A 21,662-nucleotide genomic window follows, 5' to 3' on the forward strand; every position below is an offset into this window, starting at 1 on the left:
CTGACCATGACCCCGAGCCTGGCCGAACTTCCCCTCAGATCACTTGATCAACACGCCCTAGGGCTGCGGCTCCACGAGGTCAGACCGCCAAGCGGCCCCCTCGCTACCTTCCTGGTCCGTCGCGGTGTCATCGTCCGAGGGAGGAGGCGACGAGACAGGGCCGCGGATTGAATCGGTCCGCGGCTGGGTCGCGTCGGCATCCTCTCGCTGCGAGAGCCAGGCTGCGGGCACCTCATCGGTTGTCTCCTCGCCGGCGGCGGAGGAGCCCGTTTCGCAAGGGGCTGGTCCCGGCTCGGTCGCGGCCGCCGTTCCGAGGTCCTCGTGTGACGTTTGCGAATGAGCGTCTCGGTCGCTTGTGCTCGCACCGTCCTGGGAGCTCAAGCTCGTGCTGACGAGCTGGTCGTCCACCGCGGGCTGTTCGTGGCGCTCTTCGCGGAGCTTGGGCGGAGCGGCGGTCCAGGCCTTTATCCGACCGAGGACGTCAGCGTAGAAGGCATCGGCAGCGTCGAGAACGCTGTCGATAGCGCCCCCGCGCCCGCGGCCGCGCTTGGCTCCCAGCTGATTGGTGAGGGCGAGACGGAAGGTACGAATCTCCTTGGTGGGATCAGCGACCAGGACCATCGGATTCGGCCGCACGTCCCGGAGGAGCTCGGCGGTTCCCCCACGGGCGTAGGCGCTGAAAGCCTCCACGCGAAGGCTTTCGGGCGCGTCCTTGAGTTGGCGGATAAGCCAGTTGACCCGTGTGGCGGGCCGGCCCTCTCGGGGTGCGTCGACATCGACATGGCAGGTGACGCGGCCAGCACGCAAGTCCATCGTGACCGTCAGGTCCCCGACGGTGTTAGGTATCCGAACGGCACCCGACATCGTCCCGTTCGTGGCGAGGGACTGAACCAGCGACTGGGTCCGCAGCGCGGGGTCTGCGGCATCCTTCCGGCTGACCACTGGCGTTACTTCGGTTCCGAGCTGGCGTCCCATCCGCAGGGCGAGGAATCGGACCAGCGCGTCGAAACGTGCAGCCACCTCGGGAGCCGTCTTGTCGCTGGCCCGCAGGGTGCCGGCTGCGACGGCGTCGCGTACGCCCACCCAACTGGCGCCCATGTCGTCGAACTCCAGTGCACCCGATCGAGGGTGCTCCAGGTACCGGATCAGCTCGCCCAGGATCCACGCCTGATCGGGATCTGCGACGCCGCGATGCTCCTTCTGCATCACGGCTTCAGCGAGGACCTGGGTCCACGAGAGGTGATGCAGGGTCACCTTCTTGAGCTTGCGCTTGTCGACTTTTGTCGGGTGCATGCCCGCCGCCGGCGGGATCTGGTTCGAGATGGTGAGCAGCGTGTCGAAGCCCTGCTCCTTGGCCACATCCAGGTATGTCTCAAGCTGCTCGGTCTCGAGTTCATTAGCGCCGGTCTTCACCTCGACGAGGCAGGTCCACGAGCGGCTGCCCCGCGCAACCCGGATCAACCCATCCGGATAGCAGCGCCGTCCATCGAGCAGGAACGGCACTTCGATGTAGGTCGTCACAGTGCCTGCGGGGGCGCCGAGTGGTGCCGTGATCGCGCGACCGAACTCTTTCACCGCGGACAGCACGGCCAGCAGTGCCGAGGTGGCCCGGCGTTCCTGCTCTTCTGCGCCGGAAATGCCTGAGGTCGGAATGAGACGCGCCTCGTGCCAGCCTTCCTCGCTCATCAATCCTCGCTTCTGTGGCGTGCGATCTCCCGGACGACCCTAGGTGGGGTCTGCGCGGGGCGGTAGAGCCTGAACCCGCGGAGGGGATGATCCGTGGCGTCCGCACGGACCTCGATAGCCGAATTGCTGGTGCGTCCGGCGCGACCCGAACCTAGGCGCACCCGCTTCAGGAGGACGGCGCACCACGTTGACCGTGGCCTCTGACGCTCACTGCAGTTGCAGTCCAGGCATCGACAGTCGCTGCGAGCGCCGGGAACCGCTGGAGTTCACGCCGCATTTCATGCCACGCGCTTGCGGGTTGCTGAACTCGGAGGCGAGAGATCGCGCCAGTGGTGGTGCGACGAGCGGGATCAGCGGTCGGCGCCCCGCAGGACTACTGAACTGCGAACCGCGCCGACGGCGACGGCGCGGACCCCGAGACGGAAGCGGTCCTCCGCATCGACGGAAGAATCGGCGGCGGCGGCGCGGGCGAGGTGGGGATTGACGTCCTCGCGCTCAGTGGCGAACGGCGGGTCGGTGAGACCGGCGGTCGCGGTGATCAGGCCGGAGCTGATGGTGTAGGTCTCCAAGCTGTCGAGCACGAGGCATTGGAGAGCCAGCGGTACTCCGGCGATGGTGAGGATCCCCGCCCCGATGTTGTAGTACGAGGTGAGAAGGTCGCGCGGGAGGTGCTCCAGGAGCACCGGCGCCGCGTTGGGGTGCCGCAGAATCGCCCGTCGCAGACTGGTGCAGCCGTCGACCAGCCAGGCCACCCAGTCGTCGCCGGGCTGGTAGGGCGGTAGGCGCGTCTCCCGCACCACCAGTTCGGCGACACCGGCGAGGATCTCGGCGCGGCTTTGGACGTGGTGGTACAGCGAGGGTGCGCGGACTCCGAGCCGACGGGCAAGCCGGACAGTACTGAACGCGCCCAGACCTTCCTCGTCGATCAGGGCGAGCGCGCTCGCCGTGATGAGTCGGCGGTCCAGGATCGGCAGGACAGGGCGGGGCATGGTGATCGTCCCGGTCAGGGCTGGCCGGGACGGAGGGCGACGAAGAAACCCTTGGCCGTGGTGAGCACACGGGTGCCGTCGCTCATGCAGCCCGAGGTGAAGATCTTCCGTCCGTTGAGCTCGTCGATCCACCCCTCGATGTAAAGCCTGCGAGCGACCGGGGTGACCGCTTCGTAACTCACCTCCAACGAACGCGTCCGGGCGACAGGGACGACGCTGCGTGCGGCAAGGCGGCCGAGGACGTCGTCGTAGACTAGAGGGATCACGCCGCCGTGCACGGCTCCTCCGCTGCCGTGATGCGCGGCTCCGAACGTCACCTCCGCGCGGACGCGACCTTCGCACAGCTCGGTGACGACGACCGCCGGCAGGAGGGGGTGGCCCTGGCCCGGGAGATCCGGCCGGCGCCCTGCCGGCGCCTCGTCCCGGTCCACGGTGTGGGAGCGGAGCTCCGCGGCGGCGGATCGCAAGGTCTGAGCGACCCCGCGTTGCAGATCCTCGGGTGCCTCGGACGCGCACAGCGCATCCACGAAGTCGCGCGCCGAAGTCACCAGGTCGGCGAAGCCGTCCACGACGCCCGGAGCGACCGCATGGGGAGGGAGTTGCTGGACCATATGACGTCCCTTGTCATTCGTCGAAGCGGCGGCGTTGCGGCGACACAGTAGACACGCCAACGGAATTCGTTCCGCGTCTCCCGCAATCGTGCCGACATTCGCTGGCGTCTTCACGGGCAACGGTGCGGAAGCCCGAAGACCAGCTCGGACGCCGTCGTCTTTGGTCAGCGCTGCCCGAACGCTGTCCGGAGCTCATGCAAGTGGCGCTGGACACATGTAACACAAATACGTAGAGTGTCAGCATGTCAGGCCCGGAGGTCGGGCTAGCCCCCGTGGAAGAGGTCGTTCGGAGTGCGCGACAGGGTGTTTCTCTCGCGGCGCAAGTCGGTTGTCGCCGCCTTGCTGACCCCGCTTGTACTGGCCTCGTGCGGCCACCGGCTGGACGACGCCGAACTCGGTCTCGGTGACGGAGTCGCGGTGACCCAGGACGGCGGGGCTGCCGTCGGCGCCGTCGGCGACTCGGGAGCCGCTCCGGCCGGCACTGGCGCCGGCGCGGGAACGTCCGGCGCGGCTGCCCCGGGCGTCACCGCTCCGCAGACGGGCGGCGGAACCGCAGGTCCGTCCCAGGGGAGCACCGCCGGCACCGGCAATGCGGGTGGCTCGGCCGTGGCACCGGGCGGCGGGAAGAGCAGTACCGCGGGCGGTGGCGCGTCAGCCTCGGGTGGATCGAGCGCGCCGTGCGCGAAGACGCTCGACCCGATCCTTCTCGGGCAGAACGGCACCTTCAGTGGTTTCCTTCAGGGCTCGCTTCAGGGCTTCCGCCCTGGCCTCGCCGCTTGGGCCGCTGACGTCAACTCGCGCGGCGGCGTGCAGTGCCACCCGGTGAAGCTCTTCCAGGTCGACGACGGGTCCAACCCCGCCAAGACGGTGTCCAACACCAAGGACCTGATCGAGAACAAGAAGGTCGTGGCCATGGTGGCCGCGGTCGTGCCCTTCAACATCACCTCCTACCGGTCCGTGGTCGATCCGGCAGGCATCCCGACCATCGGCGGCGACAACGTCGACTCCCAGTGGGGCCAGGATCCGCTGATCTATCCGACTGGTGTGACCCTCCTGCCCGGTATGGCGCTGGCGATGAAGGCCTCGGCCGAGCGGACCGGGCTGAAGAAGTTCGCGGTCGTGTACTGCGTGGAAGCTGCGCCCTGCGCCCAGGCGAATCAGCAGGCGAAGAATCTCGCCGAGGCGGCGGGCGTGCAGATTGTCAACCAGCAGTCCATCTCCTTGACACAGACCGACTACACCTCGAACTGCCAGACCGCCAAGAACGCCGGTGCTGAATCGGTGCTCGCGGTGTTCGACTCCTCGGCCTTGCAGCGGTTCTTCCGTTCGTGCGCGGCGATCGGCTACTACCCGCCGTCGGCCACGATCGGTCTGGCTGTGGGCGCCGCGGCGGCGGCGGACCCGAACGTGCGCAAGTCGACGGTCACCGTTACCCCGGTGAACGCGCCGCACTTCAATACCTTCACCCCTGGTGTGGCCGACTTCGTGCGGGTGATGAAGCGCTACGCGCCGGGTGTCGAGCTGGACAGCTCGTCCATGTCCGCCTACACGGCGGGGCGCCTCTTCGAGGCGGCGCTGGCCAAGGTCGCCTCTGAGGCGCGAAGTGGGCCGGTCACCACCGCGATGATCCTCAAGGGCCTGAACAGCATCAAGAACGAGCGTCTGGATGGTCTGGTGGCAGCGCCGCTGACGTTCAAGGCGGGCGAACCGCACCCGGCGCAGCCGTGCGCCTACATCACGGTCGTGCTTGCGAACGGCATCGCGGACCCGTCCAAGGGCAAGGCGTCCTGCCTGGCCAAGAACCTGACCGCGAATGGTGCGCAATCGGGCGCCGCCTCCCCGCATCAGGCGCCGGCCAGTGAGGCGAAGACCTATCTGCGACCCGCCGCAACGGCGACGCGCCAGGGGAGGCGAGTGGCATGACGCGACGTCGTAAGCCGGCTCGGCGTCGGCGGCTCGCTCTGGCAGTCGTTCCGGTCACCGTGCTGTCGGCCGGAGCCCACCTGTTCCTCTCGGCCGGGACTGCTCAGGCGGAAGGCGCCGTGTTCGACGCCTTCGCCCAGGGCATCGGTGTGCAGGCGACCTTGAGTAACCAGTCGTTGCCGTTGGGCCTGGTCATCGAGGGCATCGGTCCGGAGGCTTCCTCTCGGGTCACCTCCTTCGGACAATCCGATGCCGAGGCGTCCTTCCCCTACACGGGGACGGTGGTTCCGGGTCTGTTCGGTCTCGGGCCGCCGCTCCTGCTGGGGCTCCCGGGGATCGAGTACCCAGCGCAGGCCGCCACCGGCGCGGGCCAACCTCCTCAGGACATTGACTTCCCCGGGGTGTCGCTGCACGCCGAGAGTGGGACCGCCAGCAACGTCGCCGAGGCGGTCGTCGGGGACGCCGGGGCAGGTATTGCCGGTGGTCGATCGGCATCGCGCATCGACCGCGACGAGTCGGGGAATGTCGTGTCGACCGCGACCGCGCACTTCGACTCGCTGAAGCTCGGCGGTTCTCTGACGCTCAGCAACGTGCATTCCACCGTCTGGGTTCTCGCGGACTCGACCACGGGCAAACTGACCCGTAAGTCCTCGTTCAGCATCGGGCGGCTGACCGTGCCCGGGCTGTCGGTGACGGTGCCGGAGAAGTCCCCCGCCCAGCTCTCGCTGCCGAACCCGTTGCCGGGCCTGCCGCAGGCTCCTCCGGTGGCACTCCCGTCGATTCCGCTGCCGATGGCGGGGCAAACCCTGCCCGCCCCGGAGATCGGATTCATCGACGGAACGTTCACCACCACCCTGCCGGGATTCGGGAGCCAGAAGTTCGCGATTCCGGCCCAGGCCGTGCTCGACGGGTTGAAGGCCGCGGGCGTCGAGCTGGCCTACCAGCCAGCAGTCGAGACGGCCACCGGTGTGCAGGGCGGCGTCTTCACCGCCAAGTACACCTTCGCCGACCTGCCGGACAATCAGTACTTCTCGGGTCCGGTCCCGGTGACCTACAACGTTGCGTCGGCCGTGGCGAGTGTGAACCTGACGCCGGTGGGCCTGGCGCCTGCGACCGGCGCAATCGACGCCGGAGTCGACACCGGTGTCGTCGCTGCTCCGGCCCCCGCGGGGGTCGATGGGGCCAGCGCGCCCGACCTGGCCGGTCTCGGGACCGACCTGGGCGGCGCGGTGCCCGGTGAGGTCCCGGCCACGGTGAATCTCGCCCCCGCTCCGTCCGCGGGCGGCCAGCCGATCGCGCAGGCCGGTTCCACCAGCTCACTGCCCTTGAACAGCGACCTGAACAACCTCTACTTCCTCCTCGTTCTCCTCGTCGTCGGTCAGCTCGTGGTCACGACGGTCCTGCGCTTGCTGGGGGTTCGCCGATGAGCGACTTGATGAAACTGACCCGTAATCAGTGGGACCGTGCTGCGGCGGCAGCCTTGGTGGCCGCCGGCCTGGTGGCTCTGCTGCTCGGGTGGGTCGGAATCAGCGGTGCCGACGCGGTCGTCAAGCAGTTGCCTTACATGATCTCGGGCGGGATCGGCGGCATCGCTCTGGTCGGCGTCGGGGCCGCCCTGTGGGTGGCCTCGGACATGCGGGACGAGTGGAGTGAGCTGCGCCGCCTGCGGCTCACCGTGGACCGGCTCGAGACCGAGCGGGTCGCCCTGGCCCAGGTCGAGGTCCTGACCCACGAGGAGTCCGGTGCACGGCACGGGCGGACGCAGGCCGCGCACAATGCGGTTCCGGTGGCGTCGCACGCCGGGCGCGAGAACTCCTCCTCGGCGTGGTGACGGGGCGTCGTCGCCCCGCGCCGTCCGAGGAACTGTGGACGCGGGGTGAGGTGAGACTGGCAGGCGGGCTCGGCGTCATCGGCGCGATCGGGCTGGTCTTCTGCTGGTGGGGCGGTAGCGGCGAGCGGACCTTCGAGGACGGTAAGGACTGGGTGGTCGGCGCGGTAGTCGCGGCCGCCCTGATCATCCTCGCCGCGGTTCACCTGCTCCTGCGCGGATTCCGGCGGCTGCGGGAGGCTAAGGACGATGCCGTCAACCGCCTGCTGATCGCCCTCCCGCCCGTCGCTGTGCACTTCGAGATCCCGGCCGAGCGCCCGCGCCCGGTGGCTGAACTCGCTCCCGTCTCCGAGGTGGCGCTCCGATGAACGAGTACCTGCCGTATCTGATCTTCGGCCTGACGGCCGGCTCGATCTACGGCATCTCCGCTATGGGTCTGGTCCTGACCTACAAGACCTCCGGCGTGTTCAACTTCGCGCACGGCGCCGTGAGCGCGGTCAGCGCGTACGTGTTCTACGAGTGCTGTCAGGTCCGTGGGCTTCCGTGGCCGATCGCCGGTTTCATCGCGGTGTTCGTCTTCGGCCCGCTCGCCGGACTGATCCTGGAACGTATGGCGGTCCAGCTCGCCAAGGTCACGGTCGCCAACCGGATCGTGGCTACCGTCGGTCTGCTGGTGTGCATCCTGGCCCTGGCCGGGATCTACTACGGCCCGAACTCGACGTTCGTCTTCGAGAGCTTTCTGCCGAGCGAGGCGGCGTTCACCATCTCCGGCGTCGCGGTCAGCTGGGACAACGTGGTCAACCTGGCTTTCGGCATCGCGCTAGCCGTCGCGCTGTGGTTGTTCTTCACCTTCAGCCGGCTGGGTCTGCAGATGCGGGCCGTCGCCGACGACCCGGATCTGCTCGACGTCGCTGGCGTTGCACCGGCACAGGTGCGTCGGCTGGCGTGGGTAATCGGCTCCATGCTCGCCGCTCTGTCCGGCGTGCTGTTCGCTTCCGCCCAAGGGCAGCTCGACATCAACCTGCTTTCGCTGCTGGTCGTGCAGGCCTTCGGCGCGGCGGCAATCGCCCGCTTCACCAGCCTGCCGATGGCCTTCGTCGGCGGCATCATTGTCGGTCTGGCCCAGAAGATCGTGGCCAAGTTGATCGTGGGACACGATCAATTGCAGGGCATCGACCTGAACGTGCCGTTCATCGTGCTGTTCATCTTCCTGCTGGTCGCCTCGAAGAACTCGCTGGTCGAAGCGGGACGCACCATCAAGGCCCAGGCCCCGCGGCCCAGCCTGTTCCCGCCCCAGGTCCGCACGGTCGGCTACGCAGCCCTCGCGGTCTTCGCGTTGTTCGTGCCGCACTTCGGCTTCGTCGGGTCTCACCTGACCGCTTGGAGCCAGGCGGTCGCGGCCATGGTTCTGTTCCTTTCGCTCGGTCTGCTGGTCCGGACCTCCGGTCAGATCTCCCTGTGTCACATCGCCTTCGCGGCGATCGGCGCCAGTACGTTCGCGCACACCCAGTCCGACGGGCTGCCGTGGGTGGTCTCCGTGCTGCTCGCCGGCATTGCCGTGGTGCCCCTCGCGGCATTGATCGCCATCCCCGCCATCCGTCTGTCCGGACTCTTCCTCGGCCTGGCGACTCTCGGGTTCGGCATCTTCATCGCCCAGTACGCGTACCCGAAGAGTTACATGCTGGGCGGCGGCGTGATCCAGACCCCGCGCCCGCAGTTCTGGGGCATGGAGGACGACAAGCGGTACTACTACCTGCTGCTCGCCGTCACCGTGCTCGCGATCGCGCTCGTCGTGTCGATCGAGCGCTCGCGCTTCGGACGCCTGCTGCGCGGCCTCGGTGACTCGCCCACGGCGCTGGTCACCGTCGGAGTGAGTATCAACGTCACTCGCGCGTTGGTCTTCTGCGTGGCGGGCTTCCTGGCCGGCATCAGCGGGGCGACGACGGCCTCGTTGTTCCGGAGTTCCAGTATCGACACCTACAACTACGTCCAGTCCCTGCTGCTGCTGGCCGTGCTGGCGATCTCGGGACGGCGCACGGTGCCCTCAGCGGTCGTCGCATCGCTCCTGCTCTACGTGGTTCCGAACTATCTCGACAACGCCACGGCCGGGTACTGGCTGCAGTTCGGCTTCGGCTTCTTCGCGATTGTGGCCGCCTGCGCGTCCTCCGGCGGTGTCGGAAGGTGGATCGATCGACTCACGGCGATCTCCGGCGCGGCGCCGGACGCGGGCAGTGGTGTGCCGGCACCGGGTGAGCCGACGTCACGCTTGGCGGCCCGCACCGGCGACGTGTCGCGGGTATCCGTGCGGCGCGACCGGGTCCGGCGAGGTGACAGCGAACGCGAACGGGTGCTGGCCGGTGCCGGCGCTGATGAGGGGCGGCATTGATGGCGCAGGTTGACGGGCTCTCTGTCGAGGGACTGGTCGTTCGCTTCGGTGGCCTCACTGCGGTCGACGGACAGACTCTGACGGCCCCCCGGGGCAGGATCACCGGGCTGATCGGGCCGAACGGTGCGGGCAAGACCACGACGTTCAACGCCTGCACCGGCATGCTCCGACCCACCGCCGGCAGGGTCAGCCTGTTCGGAGAGAACGTCACGTCGTTGCCGCCGCAGGCCAGGGCTCTACGTGGACTGGGTCGCACGTTTCAGCGCATGGAACTCTTCGACACCTTGACCGTCCGGGAAAACGTCCGAATGGGCAAGGAAGGCGGCATGGCGGGACGCAACCCGCTGCGACATCTCCGGGCTCCGCGCGGGCAGGCGGCGCTCGTCGACCGACTGGCTGATGATGCCCTCGACATGTGCGGCATCGGCCACCTGGCTCATCGCCGGCCCAGCGATCTGTCGACCGGGCAGCGTCGGCTCGTCGAGCTCGCACGATGCATTGCGGGTGAGTTCACGATCATGCTGCTGGATGAACCCTCCAGCGGTCTTGACGGGGAGGAGACCGAGGAGTTCGGGCGGATCCTGCGTTCCCTGGTCGCCGATCGTGGCGTCGGGATCCTGATCGTGGAACACGACATGGCCCTCGTCATGAGCACGTGCGAGTACATCCATGTCCTCGACTTCGGCAAGCCCATCTTCGAAGGCACACCGCCGCAGGTCGCCAGCAGCCCCTTGGTCCGCGCGGCGTATCTCGGCTCGGAAGCCTCCGAGCTCGAACTGGTCGAGGAAGGTGCCTGATGCTCGAACTCTCCGGGGTCGACGCTCACTACGGCGCGACTCAGGTGCTGCGCGGGATCGACATCCAGGTGCCGGTCTCCTCTGTCGTCGCGCTGCTCGGGCCCAACGGGGCCGGCAAGACTACGCTGCTTCGCGTTGCCAGCGGACTGCTCAAGCCCACCCGTGGACGCATGAGTATCGACGGTGTGGACGTGACGGGAGCGGCGCCCCATCAGCTGGTGGACAAAGGGCTCTGCCTGGTGCCGGAGGGTCGCGGCATCTTCGGCTCCCTGACGGTGCGTGAGAACTTGGTTCTCTGCTCGCGCCGCGGCGGCGAGAAGGAAGCGATCGAGCGCGCGGTCGACGCGTTTCCGCGTCTTGGTGAGCGCCTCGATCAGGTCTCGCGGACGATGAGTGGTGGCGAGCAGCAGATGCTCGCTCTCAGTCGGGCGTACATCCAGCGCCCGCGATTCGTCCTGCTCGACGAGGTCAGCATGGGTCTGGCGCCCAAGATCGTCGACGAGATCTTCGAGTTCCTTGCCCGTCTTGCCCAGGAGGGGACGGCGCTGCTCCTGGTTGAGCAGTACGTCACTCGGGCTCTGGCGGCCGCCGACTACGTCTACCTCCTCAACCGCGGACAGGTCGGGTTCGCGGGTGAGCCCAGTCAGCTCGACGCGGACGCCCTGGCCGAGCATTACGTCGGGGCCGGCCAGTAGCACGTGCTGCGAGTAAGTCTGCGTGAGTCTGGCTTGACGCCCCGGCCACTCCGGGCGAGAATGCGGACGAGCGGACAAAAAGCGTCTGTGTGTCAGAACTAAGGATGTCACTCATGCACGGATTCCCTCACGGTTACGCCAGCGGTTGGTACCAGGTGGGGTGGAGCGGAGAGTTCGGTCCCGGGGCGGTCGTCCCGCTTCGGTACTTCGAGAAGGACCTCGTGTGCTTCCGAACCGAGTCCGGCGACCTACGGATCAGTGACGCCTTCTGCCTCCACTTCGGCGCGCACCTCGGTTACGGGGGCAAGGTCGAAGGAGACTGCATCGTCTGCCCGTTCCACGGCTGGAAGTGGGACGCCGAAGGTCGCAACGTCGACATCCCGTACAGCGACCCCGAGCGGATGAAGCTGCAGATCAAGCACTGGCCCGTCGCCGAGGTCGACGGCCTCGTGCTGATGTGGTTCGGGGCGAACGGCGAGGCGCCGACCTGGGACCCGCCGCGGATGCTGCCGGAGGGCGCCGACCACCTCACGGATTTCTGGCCGGTCTACCCGGACACGTGCCACGTCTGGCCCGGTCTGCGATTCCCGCCGCAGGTCGCCACCGAGAACAGTGGCGACGCAGCCCACTTCCACTATGTCCACGGCGCCGCGTCAGTGCCGGACGTCGAGGAGTGGTCGGAGGGCGAGCACTGGTTCACCACGGGGTTCAAGGTGACCTTCGGGGGCCACGCCCCGACCACCTGGGCCACACCCAACGGGCCGGTGGACGGGCGGATCGTCACGACGTGCCACGGGATGGGACTCGCTGCGGGGCGCATCGAGTCCTTCGACCTCGTCTACACGCTCGCCTCGACGACGCCGATCGACCGCCACACCTCCGACCACCGCGCGACGGTGTGGGTCCCCAAGGTGCGGGGTGACGGTTCGAAGCTGGACGAGTCGGTACGTGACCGCTGGGCACGCCAGCAGACCACGCAGCACGTCGCCGACTTCCCGGTGTGGGAGAACATGACCTACATCGCGAAGCCGCCGTTCGCGGCCACCGAGGTCAAGTCCTTCCACGCCCTGCGGCGGTGGATCGAGGGGCAGTACTCGAACTCCGGCGGGGCCGCGTGACCCCGACCGACTCGCTCGGCTTCGGGCTGCTCGTTCCTACCCTCGCAGAGTTCGAGCCGTGCGGCCTTTCGGACTTGCGGGCGGCTGCGGAACTCGGCGACCGTTCTGACGTCGATGTGCTGTGGGTGGGCGACCACCTCATGTACAGCGCACCGATCCACGACGCCACGGTGGCCACGGCGGTGCTCGGGGCCCTCACGTCGCGGGTCAAGGTGGGCACCAACGTGCTTCAGCTTCCCCTCCGTCGGCCGGTGGACGTGGCGAAGAGTTACGCCTCGATCAGCCAACTGACCTCGGGTCGCGTGGTGCTCGGCATCGGCGTGGGTGGCGGGTTCGAGCCCGAGTGGATCGCGGCCGGCGTGAGTCTGCGCGATCGCGGCGCGCGCTGTGACGAGGCCATCGACGCGCTGCACTGGTACTGGAACGGTGAGGAGCGCGCGGGCCGGTACGCCGTCAGCCCGGGTGTGGCGATCGACCCTCCGCCGGTCGGCGGCCGCGTCCCGCTGTGGGTGGGCGGCCGCGCCGGGGCGGCAGTCCGCCGGGCGGCGCGATGTGACGGCAGCCTGAACATCTGGGTCAGCCCACAGCGGTGCGCGTCGATCCGAGAGGAAATTACCGACCTGCGCGATGGCGACATCGCCGAGTTCACCTTCGGCCTCGAGCTGCTTGCCCACGTGCACGACGATCTCGCCACGGCGCGGGAGAACACGCGAACCGCGATCTCGCGCCTGAACCTCGAACCCGATGCGCTGGAGAAGTACACCGCGTACGGACCGCCGGAGGTCGTGGCCGAGCGGGTCCTCGCGTTCGTGGAGGCCGGCGTGCAGCACGTCAGCTTCTACCTGCCGACGGAGGGCTGGCTTCCCCAAGCGACCCGCATCGTCGACGAGGTGATCCCGCTGGTGCGCGCCGCCCGCCCCTCGCTCGTCGCCCTGGAGGCATGACGTCATGACGGATTACGGATTCCTCATCTACGAGGAGATCGACGACGCGTCGATCGTGCGGATCCTGCTGAACCGGCCGGAGACCCGTAACGCCCAGAACCGTGGGCTGCTGGTCGAGCTCGATGAGGCCTTCGCCCGTGCCGAGGAGGACGACCGCGTCCGCGTCGTCATCCTCGGCGGTGTGGGTCCGCTCTTCTCCTCCGGCCACGACCTGGGCTCGAAGGTGCATCTGGCCGAGCTCAACGAGGGGCCCGAACAGCACCCCAGCCGCCGGATCAACGGTGGCACGAAGCCCGCCACCGAGAAGCGAATGCGTCAGGAGTGGCACTACTTCTTCGACAACACGCGACGCTGGCGCAACCTCCGGAAGATCACCATCGCGCAGGTTCAGGGCAAGGTCTTCGCGGCCGGGCTCATGCTGACCTGGGCCTGCGACCTCATCGTCGGTGCCGATGACGTCGAGTTCGCCGACGTGGTCGGCAGTCGACTCGGCATGTGCGGCGTCGAGTACTTCGGGCACCCCTGGGAGTTCGGACCTCGTCGCGCCAAGGAGCTGCTCCTCACCGGCGACACGCTGACCGTGGACGAGGCGTACCGCATCGGCATGGTGAGCAAGGTCTTCCCGCGCGCGGAGCTCGAGGAGTCGACGCTGGCCTTCGCGCGGCGCATTGCGCGCATGCCGTCGATGGCGGCTCTGCTCATCAAGGAATCGGTGAACCAGAGCGTCGACAACATGGGTTTCTACAACGCTCTCAACGCCTGCTTCACCCTGCACGAACTGAACCACGCCTACTGGGCCGAGGTGAGCGGCGGCAAGGTGATCCTCGGAACCGAGGAATTCGGCCTTCCCGGGTGGAAGGACGCAGGTCCGCCCCGACCGCGGGACGCAGCGACCCCATGACCGGCACCAGCCTCGCCCCGACGGTCCTCGATGCGATCCAGACCCTCACGGACTTCGCCGCCGGTAACGCCGACGTGGACCAGGTTCTCCGGCGTCAGTACGAACTCGGTCTCGCCTGGCCGCACTTCCGCGTCGGGGAAGGGGGCCTCGGCCTGAGCCGCGCGGAGGCCCGCGCGGTCCGAGCGCGACTGACCGAGATCGACCTCCCGCGGACACCGGCCAGCTTCGTGGGACTGCACCAGGCCTCGGCGCTGTTCCACGACTTCGGCTCCGACCGCCAGCGGGCCCTGATCCCGCGCATCTTCACGGGGGAGGACCAGTGGTGTCAGCTCTTCAGTGAGCCCGGCGCCGGATCCGACCTCGCGAACGTCGGGTGCCGCGCCGAACTGCGCGGCGGGACCTGGCACATCGACGGGCAGAAGGTGTGGACGAGCAACGCTCGCCACGCCTCCCATGCTCTCCTGCTCGCGCGGACCGATCCCGGCGAGGTGAAGCACCGCGGCATGACCATGTTCGTCCTCGACATGCGGCAGCCCGGCGTCGAGGTCAGGCCGCTGCGGCAGATGGACGGCGGCGCGCGGTTCAGCGAGGTGTTCCTGGTCGACGCGCGGGTCAGCGATACGGACCGGGTCGGTGACGTCGGCGCCGGCTGGGCGATGGCGATGCACATCCTGACCACGGAGCGGGACGGCGCCAGTGAGCTCTTCGACCGGCCTGTGGAGGAGATCCTCGAACTGTGGCGCACGAGCTCACCGCGGCCTGCGCCTGCGCTCCGGGACGAGGTCGTACGCCTGTGGGTCTCCTCGCGGGTGAACCAGCTCTCCGGGGCCCGGGCCCGGCGGAGCGGTGATCCGGCGGAGAAGGCCCGACTCGGCGGCATCGCGAAGATCGCCGCGAGCGAGCATGCGCAACGGCACGCTGATCTCCTCGCGGTCCTCCTCGGGCCCTCCGCCGTCGCCGCCGCCGACTACGAGGCGGCGTTCGAGGACGACCTCGATCCACGCTCCACCGCGGCCAAGGACTTCGGCAGCCTTTCGCCGCACCGCTTCATCCTGCGCTGTCGAGCTATGTCCATCGAGGGCGGCACCAATGAGATCGCGCGCAACGTGGCGGGTGAGCGTGTTCTGGGCCTTCCGCCCGAGCCCCGCGCGGACAAGGGACGCCCATGGCGGGATCTGCTCAAGTCATGACTGATCGTCAGGTCTCCTTCGCGTTCGGCGATCTCTGGGAACTGGTGAGTGCGGCGGTTCCGGATCGCACCGCGTTGGTCTGCGAATCGACGCGCCTGACCTTCGCTGAGCTGGACGAACGGGCCGCCCAGTTGGCCGGCTGGCTCGCCGCGCAGGGCGTCGTCCCGGGGAGTTACGTCGGCGTCCAGATGCGTAACCGGTCCGAGCACGTCGAGACCATGCTCGCGGCCTACAAGCTGCGCGCCGTCCCGGTGAACATCAATTACCGCTTCGGGCCGCAGGAGTTGCGGTACCTGTACGCCGATGCCGGCCTGAGCGGCGTCGTCCACGACGAGGACCTGCGCGAGGCCGTCGACGAGGCAAGGCAGGACGTCCCGGGTCTGACCTGGACGCTGGAGGCCGGTACCGACTTCGGTGCGGCGGTGGGTGCGAGCTCACCGGCGGCAGTTCGGCCCCGCTCCGGGGACGACGTGTACGCCCTCTACACCGGCGGCACGACCGGGCACCCGAAGGCAGTTGAGTGGCGGATGGAGGACGCGTTCTTCGCGTGCGTCGGCGGCGGCGATCCAACCGGTGACCGCGGCCCGGTGTCGACCCCCACGGAGCTCCTGGACCGTCTGCTCGAGGATCGAGCGTTCCTCCCCGCCCCGCCGTTGGTGCACGCGGCCGGTATGTGGACCACCCTGCGGTGGCTGTTCGCTGGGTGCAAGGTTGTTCTCGTTCCTCGGTTCGATCCCGCTGACATCTGGCGGCACATCGCCCGGGAGCGGGTCACGACCATGAACATCGTCGGTGACGCGATGGCGCGCCCGCTGGTTTCCGCCGTGCCGGAAAGTGCGGACCTCACGTGCCTGCGCACCGTCGCGACCGGGGGAGCGGGACTGAGCCCCGCGGTGCGATCGCAGCTGCTCGCCGCACTGCCGTGGCTGACGGTCAAGGACAGCTACGGGTCGTCGGAAACCGGCGTCCACGGCTGGGGTGTATCCGACTCCGGCCGCACGGCAACCGGCTTCTCTGTCGTGGACACCGTCCTGTTCGACCCGCAGACGCGTGCCCCCAAGCCGGCCGGTGCTCCCGGCCCGGGCCTCGTGGCCCGCCGCGGCCGGGTCCCGCTGCGCTACCGAGGTGATGCCGCCAAGAGCGGCGATACCTTTGTGACGATCGACGGGGAGCGCTACGCCCTCACCGGCGACCTCGCCGAGCTCGACCCGGACGGCCAGTTGCGCCTCATCGGACGAGGGTCCCAATGCATCAACTCGGGCGGGGAGAAGATCTTTCCCGAGGAGGTCGAGCAGATCCTGCGCGAACATCCGGACGTGATCGACGCGGTCGTGGTCGGTTTGCCCGACGAGCGGTGGGGTCAGAAGGTTGCGGCCCTGGTGGCTCCGTCTGACGGGGCGTCACCCAACGAGACGAACCTGCGTAGATATTGCCGGGAGCGGCTCGCGGGTTACAAGGTGCCCAAGCACGTGTTCGTCGTTCCGGCGGTGGAACGGACCATCGCGGGCAAGCTCGACTACCGGTGGGCCTCCGGCCGCGCCGCCACCCTGGCCCGAGCTCAGCAATCCTCCGGGAGCGCGCCGATGGAGGCGATTTCCTCATGAGCAGCGACCCCAAGACTCCACCGACCATCGAGACGGTCCGGGAGATGGCCGCACGGTGGAGCAACTGGGGGCGCTGGGGTCCGGAGGATCAGCTCGGCACCCTCAACCACCTCCGCCCGGAACACCGGGTGGCCGCGGCCCAGCTGGTTCGCACCGGCGACGTGCTCTCGCTGGCCATCCCGCTCGGCGAGGACGGGCCGCAGACGGCCGGGAGCGGCCGGTTCAACCCCATCCATCTGATGCGTTACGACGGTCGGGACTTCACCGCCCCGGGATCGGCCGATCGCGACCCGCGCCGCGGATACCTGCAGAACGCCGACGACATCCTCATTCTGCCGCTGCAGGCGGCGACGCAGTGGGACGGCCTCGCGCATGTCTTCTTCGACCAACAGATGTACAACGGGTACTCCGCCGCCGAGGTCTCCAGTTCCGGTGCGCGTCGCAACGCCATCACCACGGCGACCGACCGGATGGTGGGACGTGGAGTACTACTCGATGTTCCGGCCGCGGCCGGAGTCGCTTCGCTACCGCCTGGGTACGCCATCGGGTCCGCCGATCTCGAGCGCGCCGCTTCACACGCGGGTGTGACGGTGGGTTCCGGCGACTTCGTCCTTGTGCGCACGGGCCATCTCGCGCGTGCTCGGGCCGGCGAGGGCTGGGGGGACTACGCCGGGGGCTCCGCGCCCGGCATCGGACTCGACAGCGTGAGCTGGATCGCGGAGCACGAGATTGCGGGCCTGGCGACGGACACGTGGTCGGTCGAAGTCATCCCGGCCGAGACGCCGGACGTGATGTGCCCGGTCCACATCCTGCTGATCGTCATGCTCGGCCTGTGGGTCGGGGAGATCTTCGACCTGGAAGCGCTCGCCGAGCGTTGTGCCACCGACGGTCGCTACGAGTTCCTGTTCCTGGCGCCGCCGCTGCCGGTCACCGGCGGGGTCGGGTCGCCGATCAATCCGCAGGTGGTGCTGTGAGTCTTCCTCCTCTCGACGAGTTCGTCCGCCGGGCGCACGACTGGCTCAGCTCCGAGTGCCCGCGCGCGGCCGCGGACCGGGGCCTCAACGACGTCGCGGTGTTCCACTCCCTTCCGCACGACCGGGAGCGGGCGCTGATCTCCGGTGCGGGGGAGTGGCAGCGGCGCAAGATGGACGCCGGCTACGGCGCCATCGCCTGGGCGCCGAAGTTCGGTGGCGCGGGGCTCACCCCCGCGCACGCGCGGGCCTTCACGGCTGCGGAGGCGCAGTACGCGACGCCGGCCGACCACGAGCTGCGCCGGATCACGGTCAATCTCGTCGCTCCCACCGTTCGAGACTGGGGTACGGAGCAGCAGCGTGAGCGCTTCGTCCGGCCCTTCCTCCGCTGCGAGGAGTTCGTCTGTCAGTTGTACTCCGAGCCGGGAGCAGGGTCGGACCTCGCGGGGTTGGCGACACGGGCCGCCGCCGACGGGTCGGACTGGGTGATCAACGGCGCGAAGATCTGGGTCTCCGGTGCGCAGTTCGCGGACTGGGGATTCCTGCTTGCGCGGACCGATCCCGACCAACCGAAGCACCGTGGGATCACGGCGTTCCTGCTTCCCATGAACGTCGAAGGCATCGAAGTCCGACCGATCCGTCAAATGACTGGTGGTGCCTCGTTCAACGAGGTCTTCCTGACCGATGTGCGGCTGGCCGACGAGTTTCGCCTCGGCGCGCCGGGCGAGGGCTGGCGCGTGGCAACGTCGATGCTCGCCTTCGAACGTAGCCAGAGCGGATCGCGCGCGGGTGTCGGAGCATCGGCGGAACAACTCCTGCAGCTGGCGCGTCGCAGCACGCGAATCGACCCAGCAGTGCGTGATCAGGTGGTCCGCGCGTACGTGCACGAGCGCACGCGGATGCTGACGCGGCAGCGTGCGGATGAGCGATCTCTTCATTCGACCGCCCCAGGACCTGAAGGTTCCATGGGCAAATTGCTCTGGGTCCAGGGGCTGCAGGCGATCGGCGACGCAGCTGCTGCAGTCCTCGGGCCTCGGATCGTCGCGGACGACGGAGGTCCCGGCACGTACGCCTGGTCGGAACACCTGCTGGGAGCGCCAGGCTTCCGGATCGCGGGCGGGAGTGACGAGATCCAGCGCAACATCCTCGCGGAACGCGTCTTGGGTTTGCCGGCGGAGCCGGGCCCGGCCCGGTCGCTCCCGTGGCGCGATCAACGGCGGATCTGACGATCCATAAATTCTTGTTCCGACCGGTTGCCAGGCAGACGTACTGACAAATATGGTCAGTTCGTCAGCGTTATTCGTCGGCGGAGGTCGTGGTGGATCAGCACTTCACAATGCAACGCGTGTGCACGTGGGCGGCGCCCGCGTGCACGCTCGTGTTCTTCGGAGCGTTTGCCATCGCGGGGTACCTGGTGCCTCCGAGCCCCGGGGCCAGTCCGCAGGAGACTGCGGACTTCTACGCGAACAACACCGACACCATCCGCCTCGGTCTGGTGCTGATGTGTTTCGCCGGCGGCTTGTGGATCATCTGGAGTGCGCAGATGACCAACCAGATGCTCCGCATCGAGGGGCGTAGCGCGCCGTTGGCCTGGACTCAGCTCGCGATGGGCACGTGCGCGTGCATCGAGTTCATCATGCCGGCCTACTTCTGGTTGACGGCGTCCTACCGGGAGCGGGACCCGGAGATGCAGCAGATGCTCAACGACATGGGTTGGTTGCCCTTCGACGGCTTCGTGTGGACCATCATCTGGCAGAACGCTGTCATCGGCGCCGCCGTGCTGATGGACAAGCGTGCGACGCCACTCTTCCCCCGGTGGTACGGCTACATGAGCATCTGGGTCGCGTTCCTGTACCTGCCGTCAGGCTTCAACGTGTTCTTCAAGGACGGGCCGCTCGCGTGGAACGGGGCGATCTCGTGGTGGCTCCTGCTGGCCTCGATCTTCGGTTGGCTCATGGTGACCACGTACCTGCTCCTGCAGGCGGTTGCACGCCAGGAGCGCGAGACGGCGGCTGGGACCCTGGCCGGCGACCCCATCTCAGACCTCGAACGCCGCGTGGCTCTGCTTGAGCGGCAGGCGCAGGCGGAGGAGCGGGTTCACGCATGACCGTGCTGGCGACCGAGTCGCTCGAGGAGCCCGGCGCGCGCGTTTCGACGCGCCGCCGGGTCCCCGGCGAGGTGGGCATCTGGGTCCTCATCCTGGGCGACCTGGTGGTTTTCACCTACATCTTTGCCGTCTTCCTCGCGGAGCGGAGCAACGAGCCGGTAGTGTTCGCCGCCGGCTCCGAGCACCTGAACCAGAACTACGGAATCATCTACACGCTGATTCTTTTGCTCAGCTCCTTGTACGTCGTCCGCGCTCTCCACCGGCTGCGGTCGGCGGACGGGCATGCGGCCGCGCGAAACTTCCTCGGCGCTTTCGCCTGTGGCCTGGCGTTTCTCGCTCTGAAGGTCACGGAGTGGATGCATGAGGCGGACGCGGGGCACACCCTGACGTCCGATCACTTCTTCACCTTCTACTTCCTGATGACCGGTCTCCATGCGCTTCACCTGGTGATCGGCCTGTTCCTGCTGATCTACCTCGCGGTTCTGGCTCGGCGTCCGGCGCCGGGCAGGAGCCAGTGGATCCTGTTCGAAGGCGGTGCGTGTTTTTGGCACATGGTGGACTTCCTCTGGATGGTCATCTTTCCGCTGCTGTACCTGATGCCATGAGTGCAACCGAGACGGTGCAGACGGGTGCGTCGATGCCACCAGAGGACTCGATCGACGTCGTCGTCCACCCCAGCCAGCGCGCGATTCTCGTGGTCTGGGTGATGCTGATTCTTGCCACCTGTGCCTCGTGGGTCATCGGCATCAACGAGGAGGGCACTCCGGGCGACGTGCACCCGATGAACACGTTGCTGCTGGTGATCGCCCTCGCGAAGGTGCGCTTCGTCGGTATCTACTTCATGGAGCTCGCGACCGCGCCGAGGGTGCTCCGCGGCATCTTCGAGGCGTGGGCCGTCCTGGCGGCCGCCCTGCTCTGCCTGCTGTACGTACTGCTGTGAGCTCGGTGTAAGCGCACGTACCGGCGTTGACATGCTGACAGATTTTGACCTATCGTCTCATTGTCGCCTACGCCACATGCGTTCGTAACCAGGAGAGGCATCCAGCACGATGGCAAAGCTTGAGGGCAAGGTTGCCCTGATCACCGGAGCGGCTCGTGGCCAGGGGCGTGCACACGCCCTGCGTCTGGCCCAGGAGGGCGCCGACATCGTCGCCGTCGACATCTGCGCGGACATCGCCGAGAACCCGTACTCCCTCGCGACTGCGGCGGATCTTGAGGAGACGGTTCAGGCCGTCAAGGCGCTCGACCGCCGAATCGTCGCGGCTCAGGTCGACGTGCGCGACGCCGCGGCTATGGAGGCGGTCGTCCGCGACGCCGTGGCGGAGCTCGGCCGACTCGACATCGTGGTGGCGAACGCGGGCATCTCCCCGTTGACGAAGACCCCCGAGGACCCGGTGGCGACCTGGCAGGCCGTCATCGACGTCAACCTGACCGGTGTGTTCAACACGATCCAGGCTGCGGTGCCGGCGATCGTGGCCGGCAGCGCCGGCGGCAGCATCGTCATCACCAGTTCGGCGGCCGGTCTCAAGGGCAACCTGACGATGAAGACGATCGGTGGCTTCGGGTACACCGCGGCGAAGCACGGTGTTGTCGGGCTGATGCGGGCTTTCGCCAACGACCTCGCCGAGCACAGCATCCGCGTCAACACCGTCCACCCCTGCGGCGTCAACACCGCCATGGTGAACAACCCCGCCGTGGGTGAGCTGCTGCAGAGCGACCCCTCCGCCGGGATGGCGCTCGTCAACCTGCTGCCCGGTGTGGCGATGATCGAGCCCGAGGACGTCAGTGCCGCGGTGGCCTGGCTGGCCTCGGACGAGGCTCGGTACGTCACGGGCGTCGCGCTGCCGGTGGACGCCGGTTTCACCGTCAAGTAACCGAGCGCTCCTGCGCGTCGACGTCGGACCTCCGCCCT

General features: G+C 68.1%; 21 protein-coding genes. 18 read left to right on the forward strand and 3 right to left on the reverse strand.

Annotation, left to right across the window (positions count from 1 at the left end):
• Nucleotides 1–57 precede the first annotated feature (57 nt).
• The 3 genes from ABD401_RS17790 to ABD401_RS17800 form a co-directional block, all read right to left on the reverse strand.
• Nucleotides 58–1,686: a hypothetical protein gene (locus tag ABD401_RS17790; RefSeq protein WP_344607180.1), complete on the reverse strand. Its 1,629-nt coding sequence runs from the start codon at nt 1,684–1,686 to the stop codon at nt 58–60.
• A gap of 350 nt (nt 1,687–2,036) precedes the next feature.
• A complete protein-coding gene (locus ABD401_RS17795) occupies nt 2,037–2,675 on the reverse strand; it encodes a TetR family transcriptional regulator (protein WP_344607182.1) in 639 nt (212 codons plus the stop codon).
• Nucleotides 2,676–2,689: 14 nt separating this feature from the next.
• Nucleotides 2,690–3,400, reverse strand: a complete 711-nt coding sequence (locus ABD401_RS17800) for a PaaI family thioesterase (RefSeq protein WP_344607184.1) — start codon at nt 3,398–3,400, stop codon at nt 2,690–2,692.
• A 177-nt stretch (nt 3,401–3,577) separates the two neighbouring features.
• On the opposite strand from ABD401_RS17800, the gene ABD401_RS17805 reads away from it, so the two are divergent.
• The 18 genes from ABD401_RS17805 to ABD401_RS17890 all read left to right on the forward strand — a co-directional run bounded on the left by ABD401_RS17805 (nt 3,578) and on the right by ABD401_RS17890 (nt 21,624).
• Nucleotides 3,578–5,209: an ABC transporter substrate-binding protein gene (locus ABD401_RS17805; RefSeq protein WP_344607186.1), complete on the forward strand. Its 1,632-nt coding sequence runs from the start codon at nt 3,578–3,580 to the stop codon at nt 5,207–5,209.
• Nucleotides 5,206–6,636 carry a hypothetical protein gene (locus ABD401_RS17810; protein WP_344607187.1) on the forward strand — a complete coding sequence of 477 codons (1,431 nt, stop codon included), beginning with the start codon at nt 5,206–5,208 and terminating at the stop codon, nt 6,634–6,636. Before ABD401_RS17805 ends, ABD401_RS17810 begins: the two co-directional genes overlap by 4 nt.
• On the forward strand, nt 6,633–7,040 hold the full coding sequence (locus tag ABD401_RS17815; RefSeq protein ID WP_344607189.1) for a hypothetical protein: 408 nt from the start codon (nt 6,633–6,635) through the stop codon (nt 7,038–7,040). The genes ABD401_RS17810 and ABD401_RS17815 overlap by 4 nt, the downstream gene beginning before the upstream one ends.
• 50 nt (nt 7,041–7,090) lie before the next feature.
• The gene (locus ABD401_RS17820; protein ID WP_344607191.1) at nt 7,091–7,405 is read left to right on the forward strand and encodes a hypothetical protein; all 315 of its coding nucleotides are present in this window, start codon (nt 7,091–7,093) and stop codon (nt 7,403–7,405) included.
• Nucleotides 7,402–9,423 carry a branched-chain amino acid ABC transporter permease gene (locus ABD401_RS17825; RefSeq protein WP_344607193.1) on the forward strand — a complete coding sequence of 674 codons (2,022 nt, stop codon included), beginning with the start codon at nt 7,402–7,404 and terminating at the stop codon, nt 9,421–9,423. The genes ABD401_RS17820 and ABD401_RS17825 overlap by 4 nt, the downstream gene beginning before the upstream one ends.
• Nucleotides 9,423–10,220 (forward strand): ABC transporter ATP-binding protein, encoded by a 798-nt coding sequence (locus tag ABD401_RS17830; protein WP_344607194.1) that lies wholly within the window; start codon nt 9,423–9,425, stop codon nt 10,218–10,220. The genes ABD401_RS17825 and ABD401_RS17830 overlap by 1 nt, the downstream gene beginning before the upstream one ends.
• Entirely contained in the window at nt 10,220–10,915 is a 696-nt protein-coding gene (locus tag ABD401_RS17835; protein WP_344607195.1) for an ABC transporter ATP-binding protein, read from the forward strand. The genes ABD401_RS17830 and ABD401_RS17835 overlap by 1 nt, the downstream gene beginning before the upstream one ends.
• 113 nt (nt 10,916–11,028) lie before the next feature.
• Nucleotides 11,029–12,033, forward strand: coding sequence for a Rieske 2Fe-2S domain-containing protein (locus tag ABD401_RS17840; protein ID WP_344607196.1), 1,005 nt, complete (start codon nt 11,029–11,031; stop codon nt 12,031–12,033).
• Nucleotides 12,030–12,977 carry an LLM class flavin-dependent oxidoreductase gene (locus tag ABD401_RS17845; RefSeq protein ID WP_344607198.1) on the forward strand — a complete coding sequence of 316 codons (948 nt, stop codon included), beginning with the start codon at nt 12,030–12,032 and terminating at the stop codon, nt 12,975–12,977. Before ABD401_RS17840 ends, ABD401_RS17845 begins: the two co-directional genes overlap by 4 nt.
• A 4-nt stretch (nt 12,978–12,981) precedes the next feature.
• Entirely contained in the window at nt 12,982–13,878 is an 897-nt protein-coding gene (locus tag ABD401_RS17850; protein WP_344607200.1) for an enoyl-CoA hydratase, read from the forward strand.
• Nucleotides 13,875–15,068: an acyl-CoA dehydrogenase family protein gene (locus tag ABD401_RS17855; protein ID WP_344607202.1), complete on the forward strand. Its 1,194-nt coding sequence runs from the start codon at nt 13,875–13,877 to the stop codon at nt 15,066–15,068. Before ABD401_RS17850 ends, ABD401_RS17855 begins: the two co-directional genes overlap by 4 nt.
• Nucleotides 15,065–16,672: an AMP-binding protein gene (locus ABD401_RS17860; RefSeq protein ID WP_344607204.1), complete on the forward strand. Its 1,608-nt coding sequence runs from the start codon at nt 15,065–15,067 to the stop codon at nt 16,670–16,672. The genes ABD401_RS17855 and ABD401_RS17860 overlap by 4 nt, the downstream gene beginning before the upstream one ends.
• A complete protein-coding gene (locus tag ABD401_RS17865; protein ID WP_344607206.1) occupies nt 16,669–17,646 on the forward strand; it encodes a cyclase family protein in 978 nt (325 codons plus the stop codon). The genes ABD401_RS17860 and ABD401_RS17865 overlap by 4 nt, the downstream gene beginning before the upstream one ends.
• Nucleotides 17,643–18,869, forward strand: coding sequence for an acyl-CoA dehydrogenase family protein (locus ABD401_RS17870; RefSeq protein ID WP_344607208.1), 1,227 nt, complete (start codon nt 17,643–17,645; stop codon nt 18,867–18,869). Before ABD401_RS17865 ends, ABD401_RS17870 begins: the two co-directional genes overlap by 4 nt.
• 119 nt (nt 18,870–18,988) lie before the next feature.
• Nucleotides 18,989–19,750, forward strand: a complete 762-nt coding sequence (locus tag ABD401_RS17875; protein ID WP_344607210.1) for a hypothetical protein — start codon at nt 18,989–18,991, stop codon at nt 19,748–19,750.
• The gene (locus ABD401_RS17880) at nt 19,747–20,355 is read left to right on the forward strand and encodes a cytochrome c oxidase subunit 3 (RefSeq protein WP_344607212.1); all 609 of its coding nucleotides are present in this window, start codon (nt 19,747–19,749) and stop codon (nt 20,353–20,355) included. Before ABD401_RS17875 ends, ABD401_RS17880 begins: the two co-directional genes overlap by 4 nt.
• On the forward strand, nt 20,352–20,690 hold the full coding sequence (locus ABD401_RS17885) for a cytochrome C oxidase subunit IV family protein (protein WP_344607214.1): 339 nt from the start codon (nt 20,352–20,354) through the stop codon (nt 20,688–20,690). Before ABD401_RS17880 ends, ABD401_RS17885 begins: the two co-directional genes overlap by 4 nt.
• A 109-nt stretch (nt 20,691–20,799) precedes the next feature.
• Entirely contained in the window at nt 20,800–21,624 is an 825-nt protein-coding gene (locus tag ABD401_RS17890; RefSeq protein ID WP_344607216.1) for a mycofactocin-coupled SDR family oxidoreductase, read from the forward strand.
• Nucleotides 21,625–21,662 lie beyond the last annotated feature (38 nt).

Origin of the sequence: Sporichthya brevicatena (assembly GCF_039525035.1) — a bacterium.
Classification (GTDB): domain Bacteria; phylum Actinomycetota; class Actinomycetes; order Sporichthyales; family Sporichthyaceae; genus Sporichthya; species Sporichthya brevicatena.